The 23,679-nt window shown below is 41.0% G+C and carries 22 protein-coding genes and 1 pseudogene; 10 read left to right on the forward strand and 13 right to left on the reverse strand.

All coding sequences use genetic code 11. From position 1 onward, the window contains the following. Nucleotides 1–68 precede the first annotated feature (68 nt). The 5 genes from VF685_RS03400 to VF685_RS03420 all read left to right on the forward strand — a co-directional run bounded on the left by VF685_RS03400 (nt 69) and on the right by VF685_RS03420 (nt 5,502). A complete protein-coding gene (locus tag VF685_RS03400; protein WP_127801137.1) occupies nt 69–1,955 on the forward strand; it encodes a feruloyl-CoA synthase in 1,887 nt (628 codons plus the stop codon). Nucleotides 1,956–2,028: 73 nt separating this feature from the next. After that, entirely contained in the window at nt 2,029–3,168 is a 1,140-nt protein-coding gene (locus VF685_RS03405) for an acyl-CoA dehydrogenase family protein (protein WP_286385332.1), read from the forward strand. A gap of 54 nt (nt 3,169–3,222) precedes the next feature. Continuing rightward, nucleotides 3,223–4,476 carry an OprD family porin gene (locus VF685_RS03410; RefSeq protein WP_171521976.1) on the forward strand — a complete coding sequence of 418 codons (1,254 nt, stop codon included), beginning with the start codon at nt 3,223–3,225 and terminating at the stop codon, nt 4,474–4,476. 52 nt (nt 4,477–4,528) lie between these two features. Further along, entirely contained in the window at nt 4,529–5,065 is a 537-nt protein-coding gene (locus tag VF685_RS03415) for a DUF3237 domain-containing protein (protein ID WP_180192295.1), read from the forward strand. A gap of 47 nt (nt 5,066–5,112) precedes the next feature. Continuing rightward, complete coding sequence (locus VF685_RS03420) at nt 5,113–5,502, forward strand: PaaI family thioesterase (RefSeq protein ID WP_075168024.1); 390 nt, start codon at nt 5,113–5,115, stop codon at nt 5,500–5,502. Between the two features lie 141 nt (nt 5,503–5,643). Here VF685_RS03420 and VF685_RS03425 read toward each other — a convergent pair whose 3' ends face one another. After that, nucleotides 5,644–6,702, reverse strand: coding sequence for an aromatic ring-hydroxylating dioxygenase subunit alpha (locus tag VF685_RS03425; protein ID WP_075168025.1), 1,059 nt, complete (start codon nt 6,700–6,702; stop codon nt 5,644–5,646). A 207-nt stretch (nt 6,703–6,909) separates the two neighbouring features. On the opposite strand from VF685_RS03425, the gene VF685_RS03430 reads away from it, so the two are divergent. Further along, the gene (locus tag VF685_RS03430) at nt 6,910–7,389 is read left to right on the forward strand and encodes a MarR family winged helix-turn-helix transcriptional regulator (protein WP_075168026.1); all 480 of its coding nucleotides are present in this window, start codon (nt 6,910–6,912) and stop codon (nt 7,387–7,389) included. 125 nt (nt 7,390–7,514) lie between these two features. Here VF685_RS03430 and pcaG read toward each other — a convergent pair whose 3' ends face one another. The 8 genes from pcaG to VF685_RS03470 all read right to left on the reverse strand — a co-directional run bounded on the left by pcaG (nt 7,515) and on the right by VF685_RS03470 (nt 14,270). Continuing rightward, nucleotides 7,515–8,144, reverse strand: coding sequence for a protocatechuate 3,4-dioxygenase subunit alpha (gene pcaG / locus VF685_RS03435; protein ID WP_075168027.1), 630 nt, complete (start codon nt 8,142–8,144; stop codon nt 7,515–7,517). Nucleotides 8,145–8,158: 14 nt separating this feature from the next. Beyond that, nucleotides 8,159–8,884, reverse strand: a complete 726-nt coding sequence (pcaH, locus tag VF685_RS03440; protein WP_119879474.1) for a protocatechuate 3,4-dioxygenase subunit beta — start codon at nt 8,882–8,884, stop codon at nt 8,159–8,161. A gap of 36 nt (nt 8,885–8,920) precedes the next feature. Beyond that, entirely contained in the window at nt 8,921–9,319 is a 399-nt protein-coding gene (gene pcaC / locus VF685_RS03445) for a 4-carboxymuconolactone decarboxylase (RefSeq protein WP_004892353.1), read from the reverse strand. A gap of 83 nt (nt 9,320–9,402) precedes the next feature. Further along, nucleotides 9,403–10,185 (reverse strand): alpha/beta fold hydrolase, encoded by a 783-nt coding sequence (locus VF685_RS03450; protein ID WP_127801131.1) that lies wholly within the window; start codon nt 10,183–10,185, stop codon nt 9,403–9,405. Between the two features lie 5 nt (nt 10,186–10,190). Next, the gene (locus tag VF685_RS03455) at nt 10,191–11,543 is read right to left on the reverse strand and encodes a 3-carboxy-cis,cis-muconate cycloisomerase (protein ID WP_127801130.1); all 1,353 of its coding nucleotides are present in this window, start codon (nt 11,541–11,543) and stop codon (nt 10,191–10,193) included. 78 nt (nt 11,544–11,621) lie between these two features. Continuing rightward, a complete protein-coding gene (gene pcaF / locus VF685_RS03460; protein WP_075168030.1) occupies nt 11,622–12,827 on the reverse strand; it encodes a 3-oxoadipyl-CoA thiolase in 1,206 nt (401 codons plus the stop codon). 96 nt (nt 12,828–12,923) lie between these two features. After that, complete coding sequence (locus VF685_RS03465) at nt 12,924–13,577, reverse strand: 3-oxoacid CoA-transferase subunit B (RefSeq protein WP_075168031.1); 654 nt, start codon at nt 13,575–13,577, stop codon at nt 12,924–12,926. Nucleotides 13,578–13,598: 21 nt separating this feature from the next. Next, nucleotides 13,599–14,270 (reverse strand): 3-oxoacid CoA-transferase subunit A, encoded by a 672-nt coding sequence (locus VF685_RS03470; RefSeq protein WP_075168032.1) that lies wholly within the window; start codon nt 14,268–14,270, stop codon nt 13,599–13,601. A 284-nt stretch (nt 14,271–14,554) separates the two neighbouring features. Here VF685_RS03470 and pcaU point away from each other — a divergent pair, with 284 nt between their 5' ends. Then, nucleotides 14,555–15,379: an IclR family transcriptional regulator PcaU gene (pcaU, locus tag VF685_RS03475; RefSeq protein ID WP_127801129.1), complete on the forward strand. Its 825-nt coding sequence runs from the start codon at nt 14,555–14,557 to the stop codon at nt 15,377–15,379. Between the two features lie 135 nt (nt 15,380–15,514). Here the strand turns inward: pcaU and pobA are convergent, their stop codons facing one another. Continuing rightward, entirely contained in the window at nt 15,515–16,708 is a 1,194-nt protein-coding gene (gene pobA, locus VF685_RS03480) for a 4-hydroxybenzoate 3-monooxygenase (protein ID WP_127801128.1), read from the reverse strand. A 154-nt stretch (nt 16,709–16,862) separates the two neighbouring features. Between pobA and VF685_RS03485 the strand changes: the two genes are divergently transcribed. From VF685_RS03485 to VF685_RS03495, 3 genes are all read left to right on the forward strand, one after another. Next, entirely contained in the window at nt 16,863–17,672 is an 810-nt protein-coding gene (locus tag VF685_RS03485; protein ID WP_286385329.1) for an IclR family transcriptional regulator domain-containing protein, read from the forward strand. A 412-nt stretch (nt 17,673–18,084) separates the two neighbouring features. After that, complete coding sequence (locus VF685_RS03490; protein WP_286381407.1) at nt 18,085–19,434, forward strand: MFS transporter; 1,350 nt, start codon at nt 18,085–18,087, stop codon at nt 19,432–19,434. A 71-nt stretch (nt 19,435–19,505) separates the two neighbouring features. Further along, complete coding sequence (locus tag VF685_RS03495; protein WP_286385327.1) at nt 19,506–20,774, forward strand: OprD family outer membrane porin; 1,269 nt, start codon at nt 19,506–19,508, stop codon at nt 20,772–20,774. A gap of 90 nt (nt 20,775–20,864) precedes the next feature. On the opposite strand, the gene VF685_RS03500 is transcribed toward VF685_RS03495, so the two are convergent. The 3 genes and pseudogenes from VF685_RS03500 to VF685_RS03510 all read right to left on the reverse strand — a co-directional run bounded on the left by VF685_RS03500 (nt 20,865) and on the right by VF685_RS03510 (nt 23,643). Next, entirely contained in the window at nt 20,865–21,836 is a 972-nt protein-coding gene (locus VF685_RS03500; protein WP_127799757.1) for an IS481 family transposase, read from the reverse strand. A 543-nt stretch (nt 21,837–22,379) separates the two neighbouring features. Then, nucleotides 22,380–22,602 (reverse strand): annotated as a pseudogene (locus tag VF685_RS03505) (Fic family protein); the annotation flags it as partial. 138 nt (nt 22,603–22,740) lie between these two features. Next, on the reverse strand, nt 22,741–23,643 hold the full coding sequence (locus VF685_RS03510; protein ID WP_114541532.1) for a cation diffusion facilitator family transporter: 903 nt from the start codon (nt 23,641–23,643) through the stop codon (nt 22,741–22,743). Nucleotides 23,644–23,679 lie beyond the last annotated feature (36 nt).

The raw sequence follows: 23,679 nt of genomic DNA on the forward strand, positions 1-23,679 counted from the left end.
AGAGAGTTGACATGAAGTCAACTCTTTTCGTTGAAAAAGAATAGATAAAAATACATGGAGTAATAACAATGGCACACATGACAGTTCAATCACATAAGCATCCTGAACGATTTGTTAAATTAGGCAGTCATGAAACACATGTTGAATATAAGAATGACGTCTTATACATTTCTCCCAAAGAACAACTTAAGCCTTATCCGCAAAAATTGACCGATCGTTTATTACAGTACGCAGAAACATACCCAAACCGTGTCTTCGCTGCTAAACGTGATAGTTCAGGTCAATGGATTGAACTGACATATGCAGAAACTGCGAATCGTGCATGGCGTATCGCCCAAAGCTTAAAACAATATCCGCATTTATCGACCGAACGTCCCATTGTTATTTTGTCTGGTAACGATCTCGAACACCTCACCTTATCCATGGGCGCAATGCTTGCAGGGATCCCATTTTCAGCTATTTCCCCTGCTTATTCTTTAATTTCCAAAGATTTTGGCAAACTCAAACATGTCTTTGATGTCCTCACGCCAGGTTTAGTTTTTGCCAATGATGGGGAGGATTTTGCTACTGCCATTGAGCACTGCCGTAATGCTGATGATATTGAAGTCGTTACAAACTCTGGCAAACTCGGTGGAAAAACTTGTATTGCTTTCTCTACGCTTCTTGAGTCTGAAATTACAGATATTAAAGCGCACTACGAAACGATTGATGAACATCAAATTGCCAAATTTTTATTTACCTCTGGCTCGACCAAAATGCCAAAGGCAGTACCGACCACACATTTGATGCTCTGCACTAATCAGCAAATGTTGCTGCAAACTTTCCCTGAATTTGAGGAAACACCACCGATTTTGGTCGATTGGTTGGCATGGCATCATACCTTCGGGGGGAGCCATAATGTCGGAATTGCGCTCTATAATGGCGGTACGATTTATATTGATGATGGCAAACCGGTGCCAGGGAAAATGGATGAAACTATTCGTAACCTGAAAGAAATTTCACCAACGGTATATTTAAATGTACCGAAAGGTTGGGAAGAAATCACGGTAGCACTTGAACAGGATGCTGAACTCCGTGAAAAATTCTTTAGCCGTGTCAAAGTATTGTTTTTTGCTGGAGCTGCACTATCTGAAGCAGGTTGGAACCGTCTAGATCAGATTGCACAAGCCCATTGCGGTGAACGCATCCGTATTATGAGTGGCTTAGGCATGACAGAAACCGCGCCATCTTGTGTATTTACTACAGGTCCTAAAGTCATGGCAGGCTTTATTGGCTATCCAGCGCCGGGCTGTGAAGTCAAACTGGCACCATGTGGCGATAAACTTGAATTTTGTGTTCGTGGCAAAAATGTCATGAGACATTATTGGCGTCTGCCTCAAGAACAACAAGCTGATATTTTCGATGAAGAAGGGTTTTACCGTACCGGCGATGCTGTAAAACTTGTTGATCCAAACGACCCAAGCCAAGGCCTTATGTATGACGGACGTATTGCCGAAGACTTTAAACTCAATACCGGCACCTTTGTTAATGTGGGCACCTTACGGAATAAAGTCCTGATTAATGGCAATCTACTGATTCAAGATGTCTGCATTACCGGTTCTAACCTGAATGCGATTGGTTTTCTGATTTTTCCGAAACTTTCAGCTTGTGCTGAACATGCCGGTTTAGATCTTAAACACACGACGGCCCAAGAAGTGTTGAGCCACCCTAAAGTGCAGCAATGGTTTAAACAATTTCTGGTGGACTTCAATAAAGACGCCACTGGCAGTTCAAATACCGTATCAATGCTGTATTTAATGATAGAAGCTCCACAGCTGGATGCCGGAGAAACCACTGACAAAGGCAACTTAAATCAGAGTGGCATTTTAAAACGTCGTGCTGCCATGGTGCAGGAGCTTTATGAAAAACACGTTAATAATCCACTGATTATTCGTATTCCAACCCTTAAACAATAAGCCCTTACCCTGAATTTAGCAGTGCTTTTTATAGCGCTGCTTGGGCAGTTGCATCCAAATCAAGGATAATTCTATGCAAAAAGATAGTGATTTCGAGCTATTTCGTGATAATTATCAACGTTTTTTAGCAGAACATGTTGCACCATTTTATGAAACTTGGGAAGAACAAGGCTTAATCCCACGTGAATTATGGCACAAGCTTGGGGAAAACGGCTTTTTATGTGTTGATGTCCCTGAAGAATACGGGGGCTTTGGTGCACCGATTCACTATTCACAAATGTTGGTCCAGGAAACAGCCAAAGCTGGTTTTACTGCCTTGGCAGTCGGTATTGGAGGGCAAAGTGAACTTGTCTCCCCTTATATCCAAAATATTGGTAGCGAAGAACAAAAACAATATTGGTTACCCAAGATGGTCTCGGGTGAGGTAGTGACCGCGATCGCGATGACCGAAGCCAATGCTGGTTCAGATTTACAAGCAATTCGTACCCAGGCCATTTTAGATGGCGATCATTATGTGGTAGACGGTTCTAAAACCTTTATTTCCAACGGACATCATGCCGACTTAATCGTACTGGTTGCAAAAACTGACCCGCAAGCACGAGCCAAAGGTATCTCCATTTTACTCGTTGATGCTCATTTAGATGGAGTGAAAAAAGGACGCAGCCTGAAAAAAATTGGACTACATGCCCAAGACACTGCTGAACTGTTTTTCGACCAAGTTCATGTACCTAAAAATCAACTTTTGGGTCAAGAAGGCCATGGTTTTAGCTATCTGATGCAAGAACTCCCACGCGAACGTCTCAGCATTTCACTCATGGCACTTGGAGCAATCCAAGGTGCCATTGACATTACCAAAGAGTATGTACTTGAACGTAAAGCCTTTGGTCAAGCTTTATCGCAATTACAGAATACACGTTTTGTGCTTGCTCAAGCGCAAATTAAAGCACTTGCAGCTGAAGCATTTGTAGAACGCTGTAAAGACCTATATAGCAAAGATGTCCTAAGTGTGACTGAAGTGGCCGCATTGAAATGTTTTATTACTGACACCCAATGCGAAGTCATTGACCAGCTCCTGCAACTGTTTGGGGGCTACGGCTATATGCAGGAATATCCAATTTCGCGCTTCTTTGTCGATGCGCGTGTGCAAAAAATTTATGGGGGAACCAATGAAATTATGAAGGAGATCGTAGCACGCGAACTCTTGGGGAAATAAAACACGCATGACTTAAAAACAATATTTTCAATAATGTTTCAGGATGAAATAATGATGAAAAATTTATGGATCACACCGTTTTTTCTTTTAACTACACCTGCTTTTGCCAATAGTTTTATTGAGCAAAGTAAAGTGGATTTAACGGCTCGCAACTTCTACTTTGATCGCGATTTCCAGGTTGAAAACCGTTATCCGGCACTCCGGGACTGGAGTCAAGGTTTTATTTTCAAAGCTCAGTCAGGTTATACCGAAGGTCCTATTGGATTTGGCATCGACATTTTGGCCACTGCCGGGTTTAAGCTGGATGGCGATGCAAAGTATGGTGGTACAGGAAACCTACCACGTAATGCCCGAACGAATGAGCCAGCAGATCAATATGGGGAAATTGGGATCACAGCTAAAGCCAAAGTTGCTCAAACTGAAGTCCGCATCGGTACATTACAACCGATGACACCAGTACTTGTCGGTTCCCCTGCGCGCCTGTTACCTCAAACCTATCGCGGGGTTGCAGTTCAGTCTAAAGATGTGCAGGGTCTCGATTTACAAGCATCCTATATTGACAAGGTCAATCACCGTGATTCGACCAATTATGAAAACATTAAAATCTCTGGGGTAAACGGCCGTTATAGATCGGTTGAAACAGATCATTTGTACTATCTTGGTGGCCATTATAATCTCAACAATTATCCGCTAAAACTGACAGCCTTCCATATGGATGTCGAAGATCTGTATCATCAATCATTATTGGGCGTCACCTACAAGCATGCCTTTAATGACGATACCGCACTGACCAGCCAGCTACGTTATTATATGAGTGATGCTGATGGTGCTGCCAAAGCAGGTAAAGTAGATAATAATCTAATCCATAGCCACTCAGAGCTAAAGCATCAAAACCATAAATTTATTCTTTCGACTTTCCATCATCTAGGTGACACGGCCTTTCCTTATCTAACTGGCGGTGAAACAGGCTTAACCATCGATACATGGACCGGCGAATTCTTAAATGCCAAAGAACGTGTTTATAGTGCCCGTTATGAATATGACTTTAAAGATTATGTTCCGGGTTTACGTTTTATGACTCGTTATACCCATGGTAGCAATATTTATGCGCCGCAACTCGGAGGGACCGATTTTGAGGAAGATGAACTCGACTTTGACATAGGTTATACCGTGCAAAATGGCCCACTGAAAAACCTTGGGCTACGTGCACGTTATGCAATTTATGATAATGATATGCCAATTACTGCCAACATTAAACCGGCTAATGAAACCCGTATTAATATTGATTACACATGGAAATTTAAATAATACCTTCAAAGGCTCTAGTTTTTAGGGCCTTTTTTATTTTAAAGGATGATAAATGAAATATTTATTTGGCATTTGGATCGGCCTAAATCTATCTGTACTCAGTTATGCAGATACACAGTTTTCCCCTCCACCACTTAAACTTGAACCCTTGGCCACTTTCAAGGTTGAATTAAATGCTCCAGTTTGGGAGTTAGGCAAAACGGCAGATATGAGACAAAGACGGATTATTCCGATTACTGGCGGCACTTTTGAAGGTCCTTCATTTAGAGGACGTATTCTCAACAATGGCGCAGACTGGCAAATCGTAGATAGCAAAGGCCTAGCGATTATCGATACACGATATCTTTTGAAAACTGATGACGGCGCATTGATTTATTTACAGACTAAAGGTTACCGACATGCTTCACCTGAAATTTTAAAACAGTTAAGTACAGGTAAAGATGTCGATCCAAGTCAGTATTATTTCAAGTTGACTATGCAATTCGAGACCAGTGCACCCCAATATGCCTGGTTAAACCAAACCGTAGCTGTAGGCAGTGCAATGCGTTTAGGTAAGGCGGTGATTTATGATGCATTCACCTTAAAATAAAAGAATTAGAAAAATTAGTATTTATAAAAATTGAAGGATTAATCACTATGGAAAACAAGATTCTGGAACATCTCCCACCAATTCATCATTTATTGGGGGGGCATAATATTCAGTGGGATAGAGAAAAGCGTGAAATAGCCGTGAGTTATACTGCACTCGAGAGCTTTACCAATCCGCGTGGTAGTGTAGAAGGCGGTATGATTTGTGCCATGCTTGACGATGCAATGGGTATTTTGGCAGCACTGAATCAGACTGCAAAACCTGCCGCGACGATTAATTTATCGATGGATTTTTTTAGACCCTGCGAGGTGGGTGAGGTACAAGCAAAAGCCTGGTTTGTTAAAGAAGGAAAAACAATTCTAAGTATCGAAAGTGAAGCATGGCAACATAATAAACTGGTTGCAAAAACCAGTGCCTCTTTTATTATTCTTTCTTAAATTAACCCTTAAATTTAGCTGATCATCATAGCTATTTTATCTAATTCAAATGGTTAATGGGTTATTTGCAACAGTAGGCTAGAAACTAAATAACCTACTGTTGCAATTAGCATAAATAGATAAAGCTTATTATTTTAACGTTTAAATTAAAGACTGAATGATTCGTCGGGCATGGGTCAGACCCACATCAATATGTATACCGATCATCTCAGGATGATTAAAATCATCTAGGTTCTTGTACTGGTTTTCTATCACTTCTTTATCTTCATCAAAAGTCTGTTTTGTCTGATCAATGACTAACTTTGCAATATGTTCGCGGTCATGTTTAGGATTAGTCGACATGGTCCAAAAATAATGACAAGAATTCTCTGTTTCAGGCGTAATTGCATGAAACCCTCTCATATGAAATCCTTTACGATCTGGATTTTCCAAGGAGTCATCACCTGCTTCTATGGCTCCTGTCCAAATACGGATATGAGAAACTCGAAAATCAATTTCTTGCCAACGGTCTATTTTATTTTTAAACGGATAAGCCATACTGTAGGTTGGCGGTGGGTCCGATTCGAGCATATGCCGTGTGACTATGACTTGATTACCTATCACTTTGGTTTTCATGGTCGCATTCATATGAGCTTTTGCATTACCACCAATAGTTTTTAAATGAACATAGGCTAAATGACTTAAGTCCATTAAATTATCATGAATGAGCTGGTAAGGTGCCTGATAATGATATCGGTCTCCATCATATAAGTAATCTGGATCATCATGATATGGGTAGTCTGGTGCTTCTATGAGAGGTACACTTTCTTCTTTTCCATACCACAACCAAATCAAACCTTGTTTTTCTTCAAGATAAAATGATTTGATTTTCGCTTTTGAAGGGATTCTATTTTGCCCTGGAACCTCTACACAGTGTCCATTTTCATCATATAGCAATCCATGGTAGCTACAGCGAATTTTACCCTGCTCCAAAAGTCCTTGGGATAACGGCATACCCCTATGGCAGCAGCGGTCCTCTAGTGCAACAGCTGTGCCTTCTTTATCTCTAAACATAACCATTGGAATATTTAAAATTTTACGCCCAAGTAAATTATCTCGTAGCTCTTTAGAGAGTGCGATGATATACCACTGATCTTTTGGGAAAGGGCTTCTTGTTGAGATTTCTTGATCTACCAGCTTAATTTGACGACCACTATTCATAGCACTACATCCTTTTTATAATGATTCTGATGCTTTCCTTAAACACAATTATCCTGAAGAAAAATTACGAGTTTTTTAAAACAGAATAAGATCTACATGAATAAAAATAGGAGAAATTAGTTGTCATGTCAACCAATTGGTTGACATGACAACAAAATATTAACAATCCATGTTAAAGTGGTTTAAAGACTTTTTGATACACGCTGTATGGATACTTCACTTAAACTTCAATTAGATCGATATATTCCTGCTTTAATTAACTTTTTTTCAAATAAGATGTCGAATGGTGCATCACAACTGTATGCTTTTTTATTTGATATGGGAGTCACAGATTGGCGCATTCTTTCTCTTTTAGCGGTTGAAGAGAATATTCCTGCAAGTAGAATTTGTCATGTTATTGGACTGGATAAGAGCGCTGTGAGTCGCTCTTTGGCAAAACTCCAAGAACGTGGTTATATTAAAATGACAGTAGATAAAAAAGATTCTCGTGTGAAAAAAAATACGCTCACATCTGCTGGTCTAATCATGTATGAAAAAATGTATCAAGTAGCCAAAGAGCGAGAAGAAAAAATTTTAGAGGTACTTTCTGACGAAGATCAAGAGCATTTAATTCGGATCTTAAATATTTTAAATTGTGAAATTAATGATATTAATGAATTTTTTATAGAAAAATATATTCAAAAATAACTATCAACCTTATGATTTAAATAGGGTCTGTTGACATTTCATAAGTTATTTATCTTGAAATATCTCTCGCTAAAAAGGTCAGCAAATGCTGACCTTTTGTCATTTTAGCACTTTCTATCGAATGCTTAGATATCTAGGAATACCGTTTCATTATCACCCTGGATACGTACATCAAAACGATAAACCACTTCACCATTACATTCTTCACGTTTGGCAATTAAAGTCTGACGACGTGGCGCCCATTCAATTCCATTCAGCAAGGGATCTTTAGCATTGGCTTCTGCCTCATCATCAAAGTAAATACGGGTATGTAAACCTAAGTTAATACCACGTGCAAAAATGACTAAAGCAATATGCGGTGCCTGACGGGCACCTTTACGCCCCGGTACAGCGCCTGGCTTGATGGTATCAAAGCTCCATAATCCCGTTTCAAAGTTTGCAGCCGCACGGCCCCAACCAAAGAAATGTGGATCAGCCTGTTTACCCTGAATATCTGCCTTACTTGGATAGACGCCATTTGTATCTGCCTGCCAGATTTCAACCAATACATCACGTAAAGGTAGACCGAGGCCATCAAATACCTGACCTTCAAGGCGAATACGTTCACCTTGAGTTTCAGCTTTAACCAATTGATTATTAAAACTATGCTCAAATACTTCAATGCCTGCCTGATTGGGCATCAGGCCAATATGGACGTATGGACCACCTGTTTGAGATGGTGTTTCATGTAATTCCTGGAAATTCCAACCGTTCATCATGATGCTCCTTATCACGTTAATTCATTTTCAAAATAAGTTCCGCGGCGACCACGTAAAGTAATGTCGAAGCGATAGCAACGGCTGTCAGCCTCAATGAAATTACTCTTGTCTTCCAAGGCAATCAAAGCACGGCGTTGCTGTTCTGAAGGAACCGTTTTTAGAATTGGGCAGCTGTCAATTAAGGTATCACCTTCAAAATAAAATTGCGAAATGAGACGTTGTGCCCAGCCATCTGCCATTACCGAGAAGTGAATATGTGCAGGACGCCATTCATTAATTCGGTTACGCCATGGATATGGACCCGGTTTAATGGTACGGAAAATGAAAAAACCATTTTCATCCGTCAGCATACGACCACAACCACCAAAGTTAGGATCCATTGCACCAATATATTGGTCATTTGGATGACGATAACGACCAGAAGCATTTGCCTGCCAGACTTCAATCAAGGCATTTTTAACCGGGCGACCAAATTGGTCACGCAAGTAACCATGAATAATGACACGTTCACCAACAGGTAAACCATCTTTGGCATAGTTCAAAATCAAGTCATTGTCTTTAGGCCCTAAAAGTTCTGAAGTGAAATGTGGTGCCGTTACTTCAGTCAGTGTTTGCGCAATTGAAATGAGTGCATTTTTCGGCGAACGAAGCACACTGGTTTTATAACCCGGTGCGTAGGCCGGTGGATGATCATCCGTATTACGTTGCGCATAAGCGCCTAGTTGATTCTGAATCATGAATCTCTCCTTGTTCAATCCTAAAAAAATCGTCCGTTATTTAAGTTTTGTCGGTGCAATACCAAGTTCTACAAAAACTTCCTCTGCCATATGCATCGCAGCGTTTGCAGCGGGTAAACCTGCATATAAAGAAGCATGTAAAAACAGCTCTTTAAGCTCATCTTTGGTCACGCCATTGTTAAAACATGCACGAATATGCATACGTAACTCAGCTTCACGACCCAATGCGAGCAAAATACCGATAGTTACCAGACTACGGGTATGACGTGGTAAACCTGGACGTGACCATACTTCTCCCCAAGCAAAACGACTGATGAAGTTTTGGAAGTCTTCATTAAAGTCATTTAAATTTTCCAAAGAGCGTCCGACATGTGCTTCACCTAACACTTCCGTGCGCACTTCTATTCCTTGTTTGTAACGTTCTTCATCATTCATGATCAATACACTCTTTAACGCTGATAAGGCGGAGTGAAAATGTCTGAGGAACACCTTCATTCCATAATGACGCTGAATTCAAATCAATGCTTTGCAATAAACGCGGCAAGGACTTGGTTAAATTGTTGTGGTACCTCAATATTTGATAAATGTGAAGCATCTAGCACCGCAATCTCACAGTTCGGTATATGCGCTTGCATAAATTCGCCATCTGCCACGGTCGTGACCGGATCTAAGCCACCACATAGTGCTAAACATGGCACTTCAATGTTGGCAATTTGGTCACGTAAGTCTGCGTTTGCAAGCGCGCGGCACGATGCTGCATAGCCTTTCGGCGGTGTCACCGACAAACTTTGAATGGTCTGCTGTGCAAGGCGATCGTGGATATAATCAAATTTGTTGCTGAACCACCGGGTGTGTGTTGTGCTGACAATATCGGCCAATCCCTGTTCTTCGACCGCATCTGCACGTGATAACCATGCTTCAGCTTGTCCAATCTTCGCCGCTGAATTGGCAATGGTAATACTCAGGAAACGCTGTGGCGCGATTAAACCCAATTGCAGACCAGTGATTCCGCCCATCGAAATACCACAAAAATGCGCTTTTTCAACTTTGAAGTGATCAAGAATATCAATGACATCATTAGCTAAGTCGCTCAGCGTGATATTTTCAATGACCGCACTTTTACCATGACCGCAAGTGTCATAACAGATCACAAAGTAGTCTTCAGCAAATGCAGCAACTTGAGCCTGCCACATGCCGTGATCTGTACCCAATGAGTTCGAAAAAATAAGAGCTGGATGAGCGGTATCACCAAAAGTGTAAACTGCCAATTGTTGGCCATTACGATTATTGATAAGTGTCATGATGACTATTTTCCTTGAACACGTTGCAATACTGCATCGATCTGATGCTGGGTATTACCTAAATAATTTTGTGGATTAAAAATCTGGCTTAATTGTTCCGAATTAAATACAGCTAAAATTTCAGGATGATTTTGTGCTACATCTAATAAATGACGCTGTTCAGCAACTGCCTGTTTACATGCGGCTTCAACCACATGATGGGCATTGAGTCGGCCTAACTTTGGTGCCAAAGACATCATGAGGGCTTCTGCCATAATTAAGCCCTGAGTACATTCTAGATTGCGGCACATATTGTCCTTCTGTACTTCCAGGCCCTCAAAAACTTCTATCGCGCGTTGCAGGCTACCAGCACACAATTGGAAGATTTCAGGCAGTGCCAGCCACTCAGCATGCCAGGCCCCCAAACTACGTTCATGTTCCTGAACCATACTTTGATAGATACTCGACATGAGTGCAGGGACACGATTGGCTGCTGCCAGAATTGAGGCTGCTGCAACAGGATTACGTTTATGCGGCATCGTCGATGATCCGCCACGTCCTGCTCCGCTGGGTTCAAACACTTCTGCAATTTCGGTTTGCATCATCAGTGACCAATCGCGTGCCATCTTGCCCAAGTTCCCTGTAATTGTGGCAAGCACATGGGCAATTTCCACAATACGATCACGTTCGCCATGCCAAGTACAATCCGGGACATTGAGTTGAAGTTCTGTTGCAAACGCCTTTACAACTGCACTGCCTTGATCAATAAGTGACGCAAGTGTGCCAACGGCTCCACCCAATTGTGCAGTGAGTGTAGAATTTTTAAGTGCTTGTACACGTTCAAGATCACGTTGCAAACTTGCTAACCAGCGGGCAGTTTTATGACCAAAGGTTAGTGGTAGGCCTTGTTGTAACCATGTCCGACCAATCATGACTTGGTCACGATAGCGTTCGGTCAAGTTTCGAGTTGCTGCTATCGCCTGGATGAGTTTAGCCTCAATTAAATTTAAGCCATCACGACACTGCAAAATACATGCAGTATCAATAATGTCTTGGCTTGTCGCCCCCCAATGTACATAGCGCGAAGCATCTTCATCGACTTTTTTAACCGCAGCCGTCAATTGTCTCACAAAGGGAATCGCAATGTTTCCAGCAAGTCCTGATGCACTTGCAAGCGCAGTAAAGTCAATGATCTCATTCACCCGTTGTTGGGCAACGTATACAATATTTGCTGCCGCTGAAGCAGGAATCACACCCACTTTTGCCTGAGCTTGAGCCAATGCTGCTTCTGCTTGCAACATATAACGCACTACCCCTTCATCACTAAATATTGCAGTAATCTCAGTTTGGTAAAATAGACTTGCGTACAATTGGCTCATTTGAATATCCTTTTTCTAACTCGTTTTAAATACCTTTCATTGTTTTGTTTTTAAGCAAAAAATGAAAGGTATTTAAATTTATACACGTTCAATAATCAAAGCGATGCCTTGACCGACACCAATACACATTGAGCATAGTGCATATTTGCCACCAGTCTGTTCCAGCTGGTTCAGTGCAGTTGTCACCAAACGCGCACCTGAAGCACCCAGTGGGTGACCCAATGCAATCGCACCGCCATTTGGATTGACTTTCTCTGAACCGTCCTCTATACCCAAGTCACGTGTACATGCCAAAGCTTGAGCAGCAAAAGCTTCATTCAGCTCAATCACATCCATCTGCTCTAAAGACAAACCTGTTTGAGCCAGTAATTTCTGGATGGCAGGCGCAGGACCAAAGCCCATGATACGTGGTTCAACACCAACAACCGTTGAACCAATAATTTTGGCACGTGGTTTTAAGCCGTGTTTAGTCACCGCTTCATCAGATGCGATCAAAAGAGCAGCCGCACCATCGTTAATCCCGGAAGCATTACCTGCAGTCACCGTACCGTCAGCTTTCACCACAGGTTTCAGTTTTGCCAAAGCTTCTGTAGTAGTCGATGCACGTGGATGTTCATCTTTAGCAACAACCACAGGTTCGCCTTTACGTTGTGGAATTTCCACAGCAATGATTTCTTTATCAAAGAAACCACGTGCTTGCGCAGCAGCAGTACGTTTCTGGCTGGTCAGGGCAAACTTGTCCTGATCTTCACGGTTGATTTTGAACTGTTCCGCTAAGTTTTCAGCGGTTTGCGGCATGGTGTCCACGCCGTACATTTCTTTCAGTTTCGGGTTAATGAAACGCCAGCCCATGGTGGTGTCTTCAATCTTCTGGCTGCGGCCATAAGCAGATTCAGATTTACCCATGACAAATGGGGCACGCGACATGCTTTCTACACCGCCGGCAATAATCAGATGGGCTTCACCAGCTTTAATCGCACGTGCTGCCATTGCGATTGCATCCATTGATGAACCACACAGACGGTTTACTGTCGTTGCTGGTACCTGATAAGGCAGGCCTGCAAGCAGAGAAGACATACGACCGACGTTACGGTTGTCTTCACCAGCCTGATTGGCACAGCCATAGATCACGTCATCAACCTGTTCCCAGTTCACCGCTGGATTACGTTCCATCAAGGCTTTAATTGGCAGCGCACCCAGGTCATCTGCACGGACAGCTGCCAGTCCACCGGCATAACGGCCGAATGGGGTACGGATGGCATCAATGATGTATGCGTTTTTCATTTATTTAATCCTTTGATTCTTTTAATCCCCCTAAATCCCCCTTTAATAAAGGAGGACTTTTCCTCCCTTTCTCAAAGGAAGATCAGGAGGGATTTTTTAACCTTGAGTCGCATCAACTAGTTTTGCACCCGTCATCGACTGCAATTCTTCAAATGACAGCCCTTCGACTTTCTCAATCACTTTCATGCCTTCATCTGTCACATCAATCACGCACAGGTCGGTATAAATACGGTCTACACATTTCAAGCCTGTTGCAGGATAAGTCAATTCAGCGACAATCTTCGGTTCGCCTTTTTTAGTCACGTGATCGGTCGTAATAAAGACTTTTTTCGCACCTACGGCCAAGTCCATTGCACCACCTACCGCAGGAATCGCATCCGGTGCGCCAGTATGCCAGTTAGCCAGGTTGCCATTTTCAGCCACTTGGAATGCACCCAGTACCGCGATGTCTAAGTGACCGCCACGCATCATCGCGAATGAATCACCGTGATGGAAGTAAGCACCGCCTTCCAGCAAGGTCACATATTCTTTACCTGCGTTGATCAGCTCAGGATCTTCTTCACCTTTTGCAGGTGGCGGACCGAAAGCCAATAAGCCATTTTCAGAGTGCAAGAACACGTCTTTGTCTGAAGGCAGGTAGTTCGAAATTTTGGTTGGCAAGCCAATGCCCAGGTTGACATAAGCACCATCTGGAATGTCTTGTGCAACACGTTCAGCAATTTGGTCACGGGTCAGTTTGCTATAGCTCATTTCTTTTCTCCTAATCCGTGATTACTGTGCAGGTTTCACTCGTACAACATGTTGTACAAAAATACCCGGGGTGATGATGTGTTCAGGGTCTAAAGCACCTAACTCAACCACTTCAGAGACTTGTGCAATCGTGACATCGGCAGCCATCGCCATGATTGGGCCAAAGTTACGTGCAGATTTGCGGTAAACCAGGTTACCCCAACGGTCGCCTTGCTGTGCTTTGATTAAAGCAAAGTCAGCTTTAATTGGGTTTTCTAAAACGTAGTCTTTGCCTTCATAGTTCATGGTTGGTTTGCCTTCTGCCAGCAATGTACCAAAACCAGTCGGGGTGTAGATTGGACCCAAGCCCATACCTGCAGCCTGAATACGGCATGCCAGGTTACCTTGAGGAACCAGTTCTAATTCGATTTTTCCTGCACGGTACAATTCGTCAAATACCCAGGAATCAGACTGACGCGGGAATGAGCAGATGATTTTACGCACTGCACCAGCTTTGAGTAATTTAGCCAGACCGTAGTCGCCATTACCGGCATTGTTATTGACGATCACCAGATCTTTGATCCCCAGTTCAATCAGACCGTCGATCAGTTCAGCAGGCTGCCCCGCTGTACCAAATCCACCGATCATGATGGTAGATCCGTCTTTGATTTGTGAAAGTGCTTCGACCAGTGAGGCAGAACTTTTATCGATCATCAAATAACTCCATGTATTGCCACTCAGTACAAAAATTTTGAGAACCTAAGGTTCTGGTTTGAACACATTCTGGACGGAGAACAAATTCCAACCAAAATCCTTAGGATTCTGTGTGATCTATTCTTGATAAATTCCAAGCTTTCGACTACGGTTTAAAAATAGTTTTGTACGGTTTACATAATCATTGCACGATGATCGAACAAAAATTTTATTAATTCTCAGAATTGAATAAAGCAACTGTAAAAATAGTGAGTGAATTAATATATGAAGATTAAGGAATTGACATGACAATCAATAACGGTGCCCGCGATCAGCTGATCCAGAATCCTGAAAATAAAAAAATAATTCGTCATGAAGATTTTATTGCTGGAGTAAGTAAGGGGCTGGCGATTCTGGATTGCTTTGCCAATGATCGATATCGTTTAAACGTTAGTATGGCAGCTGAAAAGACAGGACTTACACGAGCTGCTGCACGTCGTCATTTATTGACACTGGAATATCTTGGTTATTTAGATTTTGATGGACATTTTTATTCTTTGAGTCCCAAAGTACTTAAATTTTCAGGGGCTTATCTGAGTGGAGCACAGTTACCCAAGATTGCTCAACCACTTCTTAATTTACTGACCCAGCAAACTTCATTAATTTACTCTGTGATGGTCTTGGATGGTTTTGAGGCGATTACCATCGCGCGTAGTGCCGCCCATCAACAAACTGATCGAGTCAATCCTTATGGCTTACATCTCGGTAATCGGTTACCCGCGCATGCTACTTCAGCAGGAAAAGTTTTATTGAGTTATTTAGGTCCTGAGTCACAGCAAGAATGGCTTGAGCAATATCCTTTAAAATCACTGACCAAATACACCTATACAGATAATCAGGCATTTTTAGCTCTATTACAGCAAATTCGTGCTGATGAATTTTGCTATTCAGCAGAAGAGCATGAACTTGGTGTTCATGCGCTCGCAGTTCCAATTTATAATCACCGTGCCGATGTGGTTGCTGCTTTAAATATCGTATCTCCTACTGGACGTACCAGTAAAGAATATTTACAACAGCATATTTTGCCTTTACTGCAACAAACATCGCGTGAATTCCGTCAATTTGTTTAAGTAATTTTCTACGTATAATGCGCATGTTTTTAATAAGAATTCATGCTCGAAAATAAAAAACACATCGGATTCAAATGAACTCAATGTGTTCCAAACAACCTTGGGTTTAAATGAAGATATTTTTAAAAACAGCGCTTAGCTCGCTTTTTGTAGCGGTAGACCAACATAATTTTCAGCAAGTGTCGTCTGACCTGCTTCTGAACTTAAAATATAACTCAATTCCGCTTGTTTGATTTTATGTTCAAATTCAGTTTCTGTTTCAAAACGATGAAGTAAATGTGTCATCCACCAAGAAAAACGTTCTGCTTTCCACACCCGTTTTAAACAGTTTTCTGAATAGCTATCAATGCCCGCTTCTGACCCATTGTCATAGTATTCAATCAAGGCTTTAGACAAGAATGCGATATCTGATGCTGCAAGATTCAGACCTTTGGCACCTGTTGGCGGAACAATATGCGCTGCATCCCCTGCTAAGAATAATTTGCCGAAACGCATTGGCTCTGTTACAAAGCTACGTAATGGTGCAATACTCTTTTCAATTGAAGGACCTGTAATTAACTTTTCACGGCTTTCAGGATCAAGACGGTTTTTCAACTCTTCCCAGAATTGGTCATCTGACCAGTTTTCAACTTTGTCTGTTAATGGGACCTGTAAATAGTAGCGGCTACGTGTATTTGAACGCATACTGCATAATGCAAAACCACGTTCAGATTGTACATAAATCAACTCATCTGCTACTGGTGGTACATCTGCAAGTACACCCAACCAGCCAAATGGGTACACTTTTTCAAAGGTCTTGATTTTATCTTCAGGAACACTTGCACGGCATACACCATGGTAGCCATCACAACCTGCGATAAAATCACATTGAACTGTGACCTGACGGCCGTCATGTTCAAATGTCACCGAAGGTTGCTCACCATAAAATTCATGAACTTGTACATTACTTGCTTCGTAGAAAGACGTTAATTGCGCTTCAGTACGTGCTTGCATCAGGTCTTTGGTTACTTCAGTTTGACCATAAACAGTGACCTGCTTACCTCCGGTGAGTTGGGTTAGATCCACACGGTGTTTCTCACCATTGGTTAGAATTTCAATACCGTTATGTGGTAAGCCCTTTTCTCTGAGTTGAGCATCTACACCGGCTTCAGCTAAAAGGTCAACAGATACCTGCTCGAGAATACCAGCACGGATACGGCTTGCTACATACTCAGCACTACGCTGCTCAATTAAAATATGATCAATACCGGCTTTATAGAGTAATTGTCCAAGCAATAATCCTGCTGGACCTGAACCAATAATTGCGACTTTAGTATTTAAAATTTCCATATGCTGACAATTCCTTAATAGCCATCCTTTTTTACAAGCTAAGAAATTTTTATGTTTCTGCCTAGACTTTAGCCTCAATCCCTACCGAAATAGGTGACTTTTGTCCGATGATCGGACAAGATATTTAAGAAAATAACTAATGAGGGATATATAATTGCGCAAGGATTTAATTTTTAGTGAGAATAATAATGAGTCTATTCAATATGATGATTACATTGCAGGTCTAGCAAAAGGTTTAAGTTTGCTAGAATGCTTCGGCATTGAACGTCAAAAGCTCAATGTTACTCAGATTGCTGAACGTACCGGACTAAGCCGTACTGCGGCACGACGCTATGTCCGTACACTCAAATTTCTGGGTTATCTCGATACAGATGAACATTTTTACTGGCTAACCTATAAGGTGCTACGCTTTTCCAGTGCTTATCTCAGTTCTGCATATTTACCGAAAGTTGCCCAGCCTATGCTTAATCTTTTAAGCATAAAAACTGCTTTAAGCTATTCGGTGGCAGTGCTGGATGAGCATGAAGTCGTACCTGTCGCAAAAAGTATTGCTCCCCAAATTGATACCAGCAAACTTAGTCCGCTTGGTGTGCATCTGGGGAATCGCCTGCCTGCTTATGCCACATCAACAGGTAAAATACTGCTTTCACGTTTAAGTTTTGAAGCCCAACAGCAATGGCTAGATAAATTTAACCTGAAAAGACTTACTCCTTACACGATTACGGATCCTCAGGTATTTTTAAAAATATTGCAGGAAGTGGGTCAGCTTGATTACTGTATTTCTACAGAAGAACATGAATTAGGAATCACTGCGATGGCCGTACCGATTTTAAATATGCAGGGAGATACTATAGCTGCGCTAAACTGTATTGGCTCAAGCAATCGGATTGATGCCAATTATTTAATACAAAATATCCTTCCATTGCTCAAACAAACTGCTCATGACTTGCGTGCCATACTTTGATGATATTGCATGATTTCTATACTCATTTATGTTTTATATGCTAAGTAATTGATCATGTATATTGTTTTTTACAAAATGAACGCCTGTATTCATACTTTTTAATTCCTAGTATTTCACTCGATTATTCAATGATTTCCTAGGTTATGTGGATCCAATTAATCCATAAAAATGATTAAAAAATTTATTTTATGCTTGAATTTGGATCCAATAATGATAAATTCAGCAAATCGCAAATAAGCTGAATAAATCTTCAGTAACAGAACATGGACGGGTTCTGATCTGCGATGGACATCTTAAACATTACTAGGATGACACCTTTTAACCAGAAAAATTATGCAAGACTAATAAACTAATCACGTTTATTAGTAGATGTATAAGCTGGTTTACGTGTCTGATTCCATGGAGAAAGTAAATGGTTCAGAACCCTCGTGAGGAAATGAATAACAAAACCATGAATAGATATCAGTGGTTTGTTATCGGTATCTGTGTTCTTTTAAATGTCATCGATGGCTTCGATGTGCTGGTGATGGCATTCACTGCATCATCGGTATCAGCTGAATGGGGACTTACAGGTGCGCAATTAGGTGCTTTATTAAGTGCTGGTCTATTTGGTATGGGCGCTGGTTCTTTATTTCTGGCACCTTGGGCAGACAAAATTGGTCGTCGCCCGTTAATCCTGCTTTGTCTACTAATTAGTGGTGTCAGCATGATTGCTGCTTCACTAGTACAGAATGCAACTCAACTCGGTATTCTGCGTTTTATTACTGGTCTGGGGATTGGTGGTATTTTAGCGAGCAGTAATGTGATTGCCAGTGAATATGCATCTTTACGCTGGAGAAGCCTGGCAGTAAGTTTGCAGTCCACTGGATATGCAATTGGTGCAACTATTGGTGGTATGATCGCAATTGCTTTGATCAGCCATTTCGGCTGGCGTTCTGTGTTCCTTGCAGGTGGCTTAACGACCATGTTAATGCTGGTGGTGGCATACTTCACTTTACCTGAATCACTTGACTACCTGCTGGTCAAACAGCCAAAAAATGCTTTGGATCGTATTAATCATCTCTGCCAACGTATTGGTTTAACTCGTATTCCTCAGCTTCCTGAAGTTATCCATAATACAGCACAGCCTAAAATAGGAATTGCCAAATTATTCACTACTGGTCTTGGCTTACAAACTATTTTTCTTTGGTTAAGTTTCTTCTTCGTGATGTTTGGCTTCTACTTCGTAATGAGCTGGACACCAAAAATCTTGACTGCAAATGGCATGACGACTGAACAAGGGGTGACTGCAGGTGTACTGATCAGTGCGGGAGGGATGTTTGGTGCAGCCCTGATTGGTCTCATCAGTGCACGTGTACGTATATTCTATGTGCAAGCTGCCTTCCTGGCATTAACAGCTATTTTAATTCTGCTCTTTGTGAATAGTACTAGCACACTTACCATTGCCTTTATCCTATCTGTTTTTCTGGGCGTATTGTCAAATGGCTGTGTGGCAGGTCTTTATGCTATGTCCCCATCAATTTATGAAGCAGATGTTCGTGCTACCGGTGTAGGTTCTGCAATTGGTTTTGGTCGTATTGGTGGAATTTTATCGCCATTGGTTGCTGGTGCATTCTTAGACGGCGGTATTTCTTCCCTTACCCTGTATGGCTATTATGCGGGTGCTTTTGTTCTTGCGATTATGACTGTTCTTAGCCTGTCAAAATTACAAAATAAACACGCAGCTCAACTGAATTTCCAAAGCTCAACTGTAAGTTCATAACACTTCTATCGCTTCATTATGATGAGCTGAACATGACGTTCAGCTCTATTTAAATATATAGGGACAATATTATGAGATTTTCTGCAATCTTTTTAGGGATACTTTCGCCTGTAGTTTTAGCTCCTGCGTTTGCAAACAGTTTTACTGATGATTCACAGGTCACATTGACAGCACGTAATTTCTATTTTGACCGGGATTATAAGCGCGGAGATGATTTTCCAGCAGCACGTGACTGGGCACAGGGTTTTATCTTAAAGGCAAATTCTGGTTATACGCCAGGGGTAGTCGGATTTGGTGTAGATATTCTAGGCCTGGCAGGTTTTAACTTATTGGGTGATAGTGTCAATGAGTATGCTGCTTCAGGTTTATTACCTGTAGGCAAAGACAGAAAGCGTGCTGACCAATATGGTGAAATCCGTTGGACCGCCAAGGCTAAAGTACAGGACTCGACTTTACATGTAGGGACATTAACACCGATGTTCCCTGTATTATTTTCCAGCCCTGCCCGTCTATTTCAGCAGAACTATCGTGGTGCTCATCTCCAATTTAATGAAATAGAAAATTTAAAGGTTCACGCCCTTTATACAGACCGTGTCAACCAGCGAGATTCTACTAACTATGAAAAAATTCGAGTAGGTAATCCTAATGGACGATTCAACACTGCTGCTGAATCTTCTGGCCTGCATATGTTAGGAGCTGAATATAAGGTAAATGATCAGATTGCGACACAAATTTTTCATGCAGACTTACATGATGTATATCAACAAAGTTTCTTGGGTCTAAAAACCAAACATGATATTGGCATCGGTAATTTCCTATCTGATTTACGTTTGTTCGTGAGTGAAGATTCAGGTGATGCCCTTGCAGGTGATATCGAGAACCAGCACTTCAGCGGGATCTTCGGTTTGAATCGTAGCAATCACACCTTTAGTCTTGGCTATATGCAATCGTTTGGTGATACTGCCCTACCTACATTAGCAGGGGCTGAGCCTGCAGTATTCCTAGACAGTATGAGTGCTGACTTTACGAATATTAATGAAAAAGTCTACCACGTCCGTTATGACTACGATTTTAAAGACACGACACTTAATGGTCTTAAATTTATGACCCGTTATAGTAAAGGAGTGGATATTGAAATTAGAAATCTACCGGGCGAAGAATTTGAACAAGATGCACTAGATTTCGATTTAAGCTATCGCATTCCAACAGGTAAGCTTGAAGGCTTAAACTTGCGCGCGCGTTACAGTCATTATCGTAATGATATGCCTGCACCAGGTATGGCTTTCCGCTCTGATAATGAAACTCGTGTAAATATTGATTACACTTGGAAATTTAAATAAATCTTAATTGATTTTGAAAAATAAAAGGTCTTGATCTGACACTACTCAAAAGAGTAGTGTCAGATCCTAGTTTACTTTTATTTGTGTGATTCATAGAGATCGTTTCAATTTAGCGATCTCTAAATCCATCTTGTAATTGGCATGTTGAATCCGTTCATTGGATGGGTTGTATTGCTTCTGGACCTCATCAGAGAAAGGGGTTTCTTCACATAATTCAAAGTACCTTTCCATCGGTGTTTTACCTTTCAAAGCTGAATGTGGTCTCATCCAGTTATAGTAATGCTGCCATTCGGCTAGCTTGTCTTGAATATCTTCAGAATTAATATCGACAGTAGCGTAGAACTCAGATTTATCAGTCTTTTGAGAGCGCTCTACCTTGCCATTCAAATGAGGTGAACCTGGTTTATTTGGCCTAAATTTGATTCCATGCTGCATCAATTTTTTCTGTACTTTTTCAGCAAAAAATTCCCGCCCTCGATCGGTCTGTATTCGCTGTATGGGAAAAGGCATTTCTTCAATTACGCAGTCTAAAAAGTCGAGCGTATTCGCTGCTGTTCGGCGTTTATATATCCTTAAAACGCGATATCGTGTGCAGTCATCGATAGATGTGTACTGATATAGCCCAGGACCCAATTTACAAGTATCCATTTGAATCCTATCGCCTGGTAATGGGCGTTCATAACGAATGAAATCTACTTTACGACGGAATTTTTTAATCGGTTTGACTTGATGGGTGGATAGTACTTTATGGATAGTCGCTAAGGACAACGAGACTCCGTGCAGCCTCATCAATTCTGTTTGCAAACGTCGAGCACCCAGATTTCTAGCCGAGCGCATTTCCAATATTAAGGCTTCTAGCTCAGCATTGATTTTAGTATTTGGAGATTTTAATGGGCGTTTACTCTGACTATTTAATCCATCAATACCTTGCTCAGAATATCGTTTCCACCACTTGCGTAATGTTGGTCTAGAAATGCCACATCTCCGACAGACTAGGCCAGCATCATTGGTCTCTTCAAATAATTTAACCCATACGAGTCTTTGTTGAATTTCTCTGTTCATAGACACCAATTATATTGAAATGATGTCTATGAATCACACAGGGATAAACCATGTAAATCCGAAAGACGATACTGTTTATCTTTCGGCTGTGCTTTTCTGCATTCAGTATCTGTAAGTGGCATGTCGATTACCCATAATTGATGTATTAATTTCTGGGTAAATTTTCCCAATATTTACCCGCAAAGAGCAAATATGGGGTCAAATAGGATCAGACAATATCGGACAAACAGGCATAAAAAAAGCCTTTAAACATTGAGTTTAAAGGCTTTTTTAGATTCCGATGGATTACTTCGGAAAGAATTTTGGTGGAGGTGGCGTCAATTGAACTCAAATCCTAACCTATTAATTCTAAAGTAATTTTATTGAATAAGAAAATTCACTGACCCAATTTTGACCCAAATTAGATTTAGTGTATTGAATCACTTTAAAATCTTGTTCAAATCCAAATTCAGGATTAGAACTGGTGTACACATTTTAACACGTAAAGACTGAAGATCAAAAGCAATGTTATAACATTGCTTTTATTTACTATTCAGAATTTTTCTATAGGCCATCTTTTTTCAATTTGTATTTCTGCTTAGAGCTCTTGGTTTATCAGGAATTATTCGTTCAATTAATCTAGCCTCTAATGCAGGACTTAAATATTTTTTTTGAACGTTGCAAGATGCGATAAAGCTAATAATGACATAAGTTCGCTAAGGCTCTATTCCTTGTGTTCCATCGTTTCAATTAGGCGCTTAACTTGATCGCTGACTTGAGCGGTAGCTTAATCACTAGCAAAATTTTTTCCACTAAATGGTTCAAAAAATCCTTCAACTTAGCTATACAAAAAATCATCGCTACATTGTTTTTACAAAATTGACCTATATTATCAATTACCTTTGTAATTACGACTACGTTTTTGTTACTTAGCATGCTGGTGCTTATGCCAATTATTATCTTCAATTTGTAGTGTCATATCACTGATATGATGCCGTTCATGAAGTATATGAAAAGCCTGATCGTATAATTTTTTTTGATCCACATCAGGTGCAACCAAATGCACGGTCAAAACCACCTTTCTTGACGTAATCGCCCAAACTTTTAACTCATGAATACTTTGAACCCCTTCTAACATTAATAAATCTGATCTTAACTTCTCAATATCAATTTCTTCAGGAACACCTTCTAACAATATATGGATACTTTGTTTCAATAATATCCAAGTTCTTGGAAGTACCCAAAACCCAATCAACACTGCAATCAGCGTATCAATCCACATCCATCCCGTGAAATAGATGATTAGTGCACCAATGATGACCCCGACTGAACCTAAAGCATCACTAAGCACCTCTAAATAAGCACCTTTAATATTGAGACTCTCTTTGCTACTCGAGAGCAAGATTTTCATTGAGATGAGATTGATGATCAGTCCGAGTATTGCCACAACCAACATCCCGATACTTTGAATTTCAGGTGGATTCTCAAAGCGCTGATAGGCTTCAAATAAAATATAGAGAGCAACAACAAATAACATCAGTGCATTAAATAATGCAGCCAGAATTTCAAAGCGTTGATAACCAAATGTACGCTTATCATCTGCAGGTTTTTGTCCGATTTTAATTGCCACTAATGCAATCGCAAGTGCAGCAGCATCTGTCAGCATGTGCGCAGCATCGGATAACAGCGCCAAACTTTGCGTCATAAACGCAGCGATGACTTCAATAATCAAAAATGTGGTGGTTAATGCTAAAGCGAAATAGAGTTTTTTGGCATTTTTTTCCGATGCTTCAAAATGACTGTGGTCATGTTGATTTGAGCTACTCATAGTGCTCTCCTTATTATTGATTATTCAAGGTAAGCC

This window comes from Acinetobacter sp. Brlt_5, from assembly GCF_051949055.1.
Taxonomy (GTDB): domain Bacteria; phylum Pseudomonadota; class Gammaproteobacteria; order Pseudomonadales; family Moraxellaceae; genus Acinetobacter; species Acinetobacter indicus.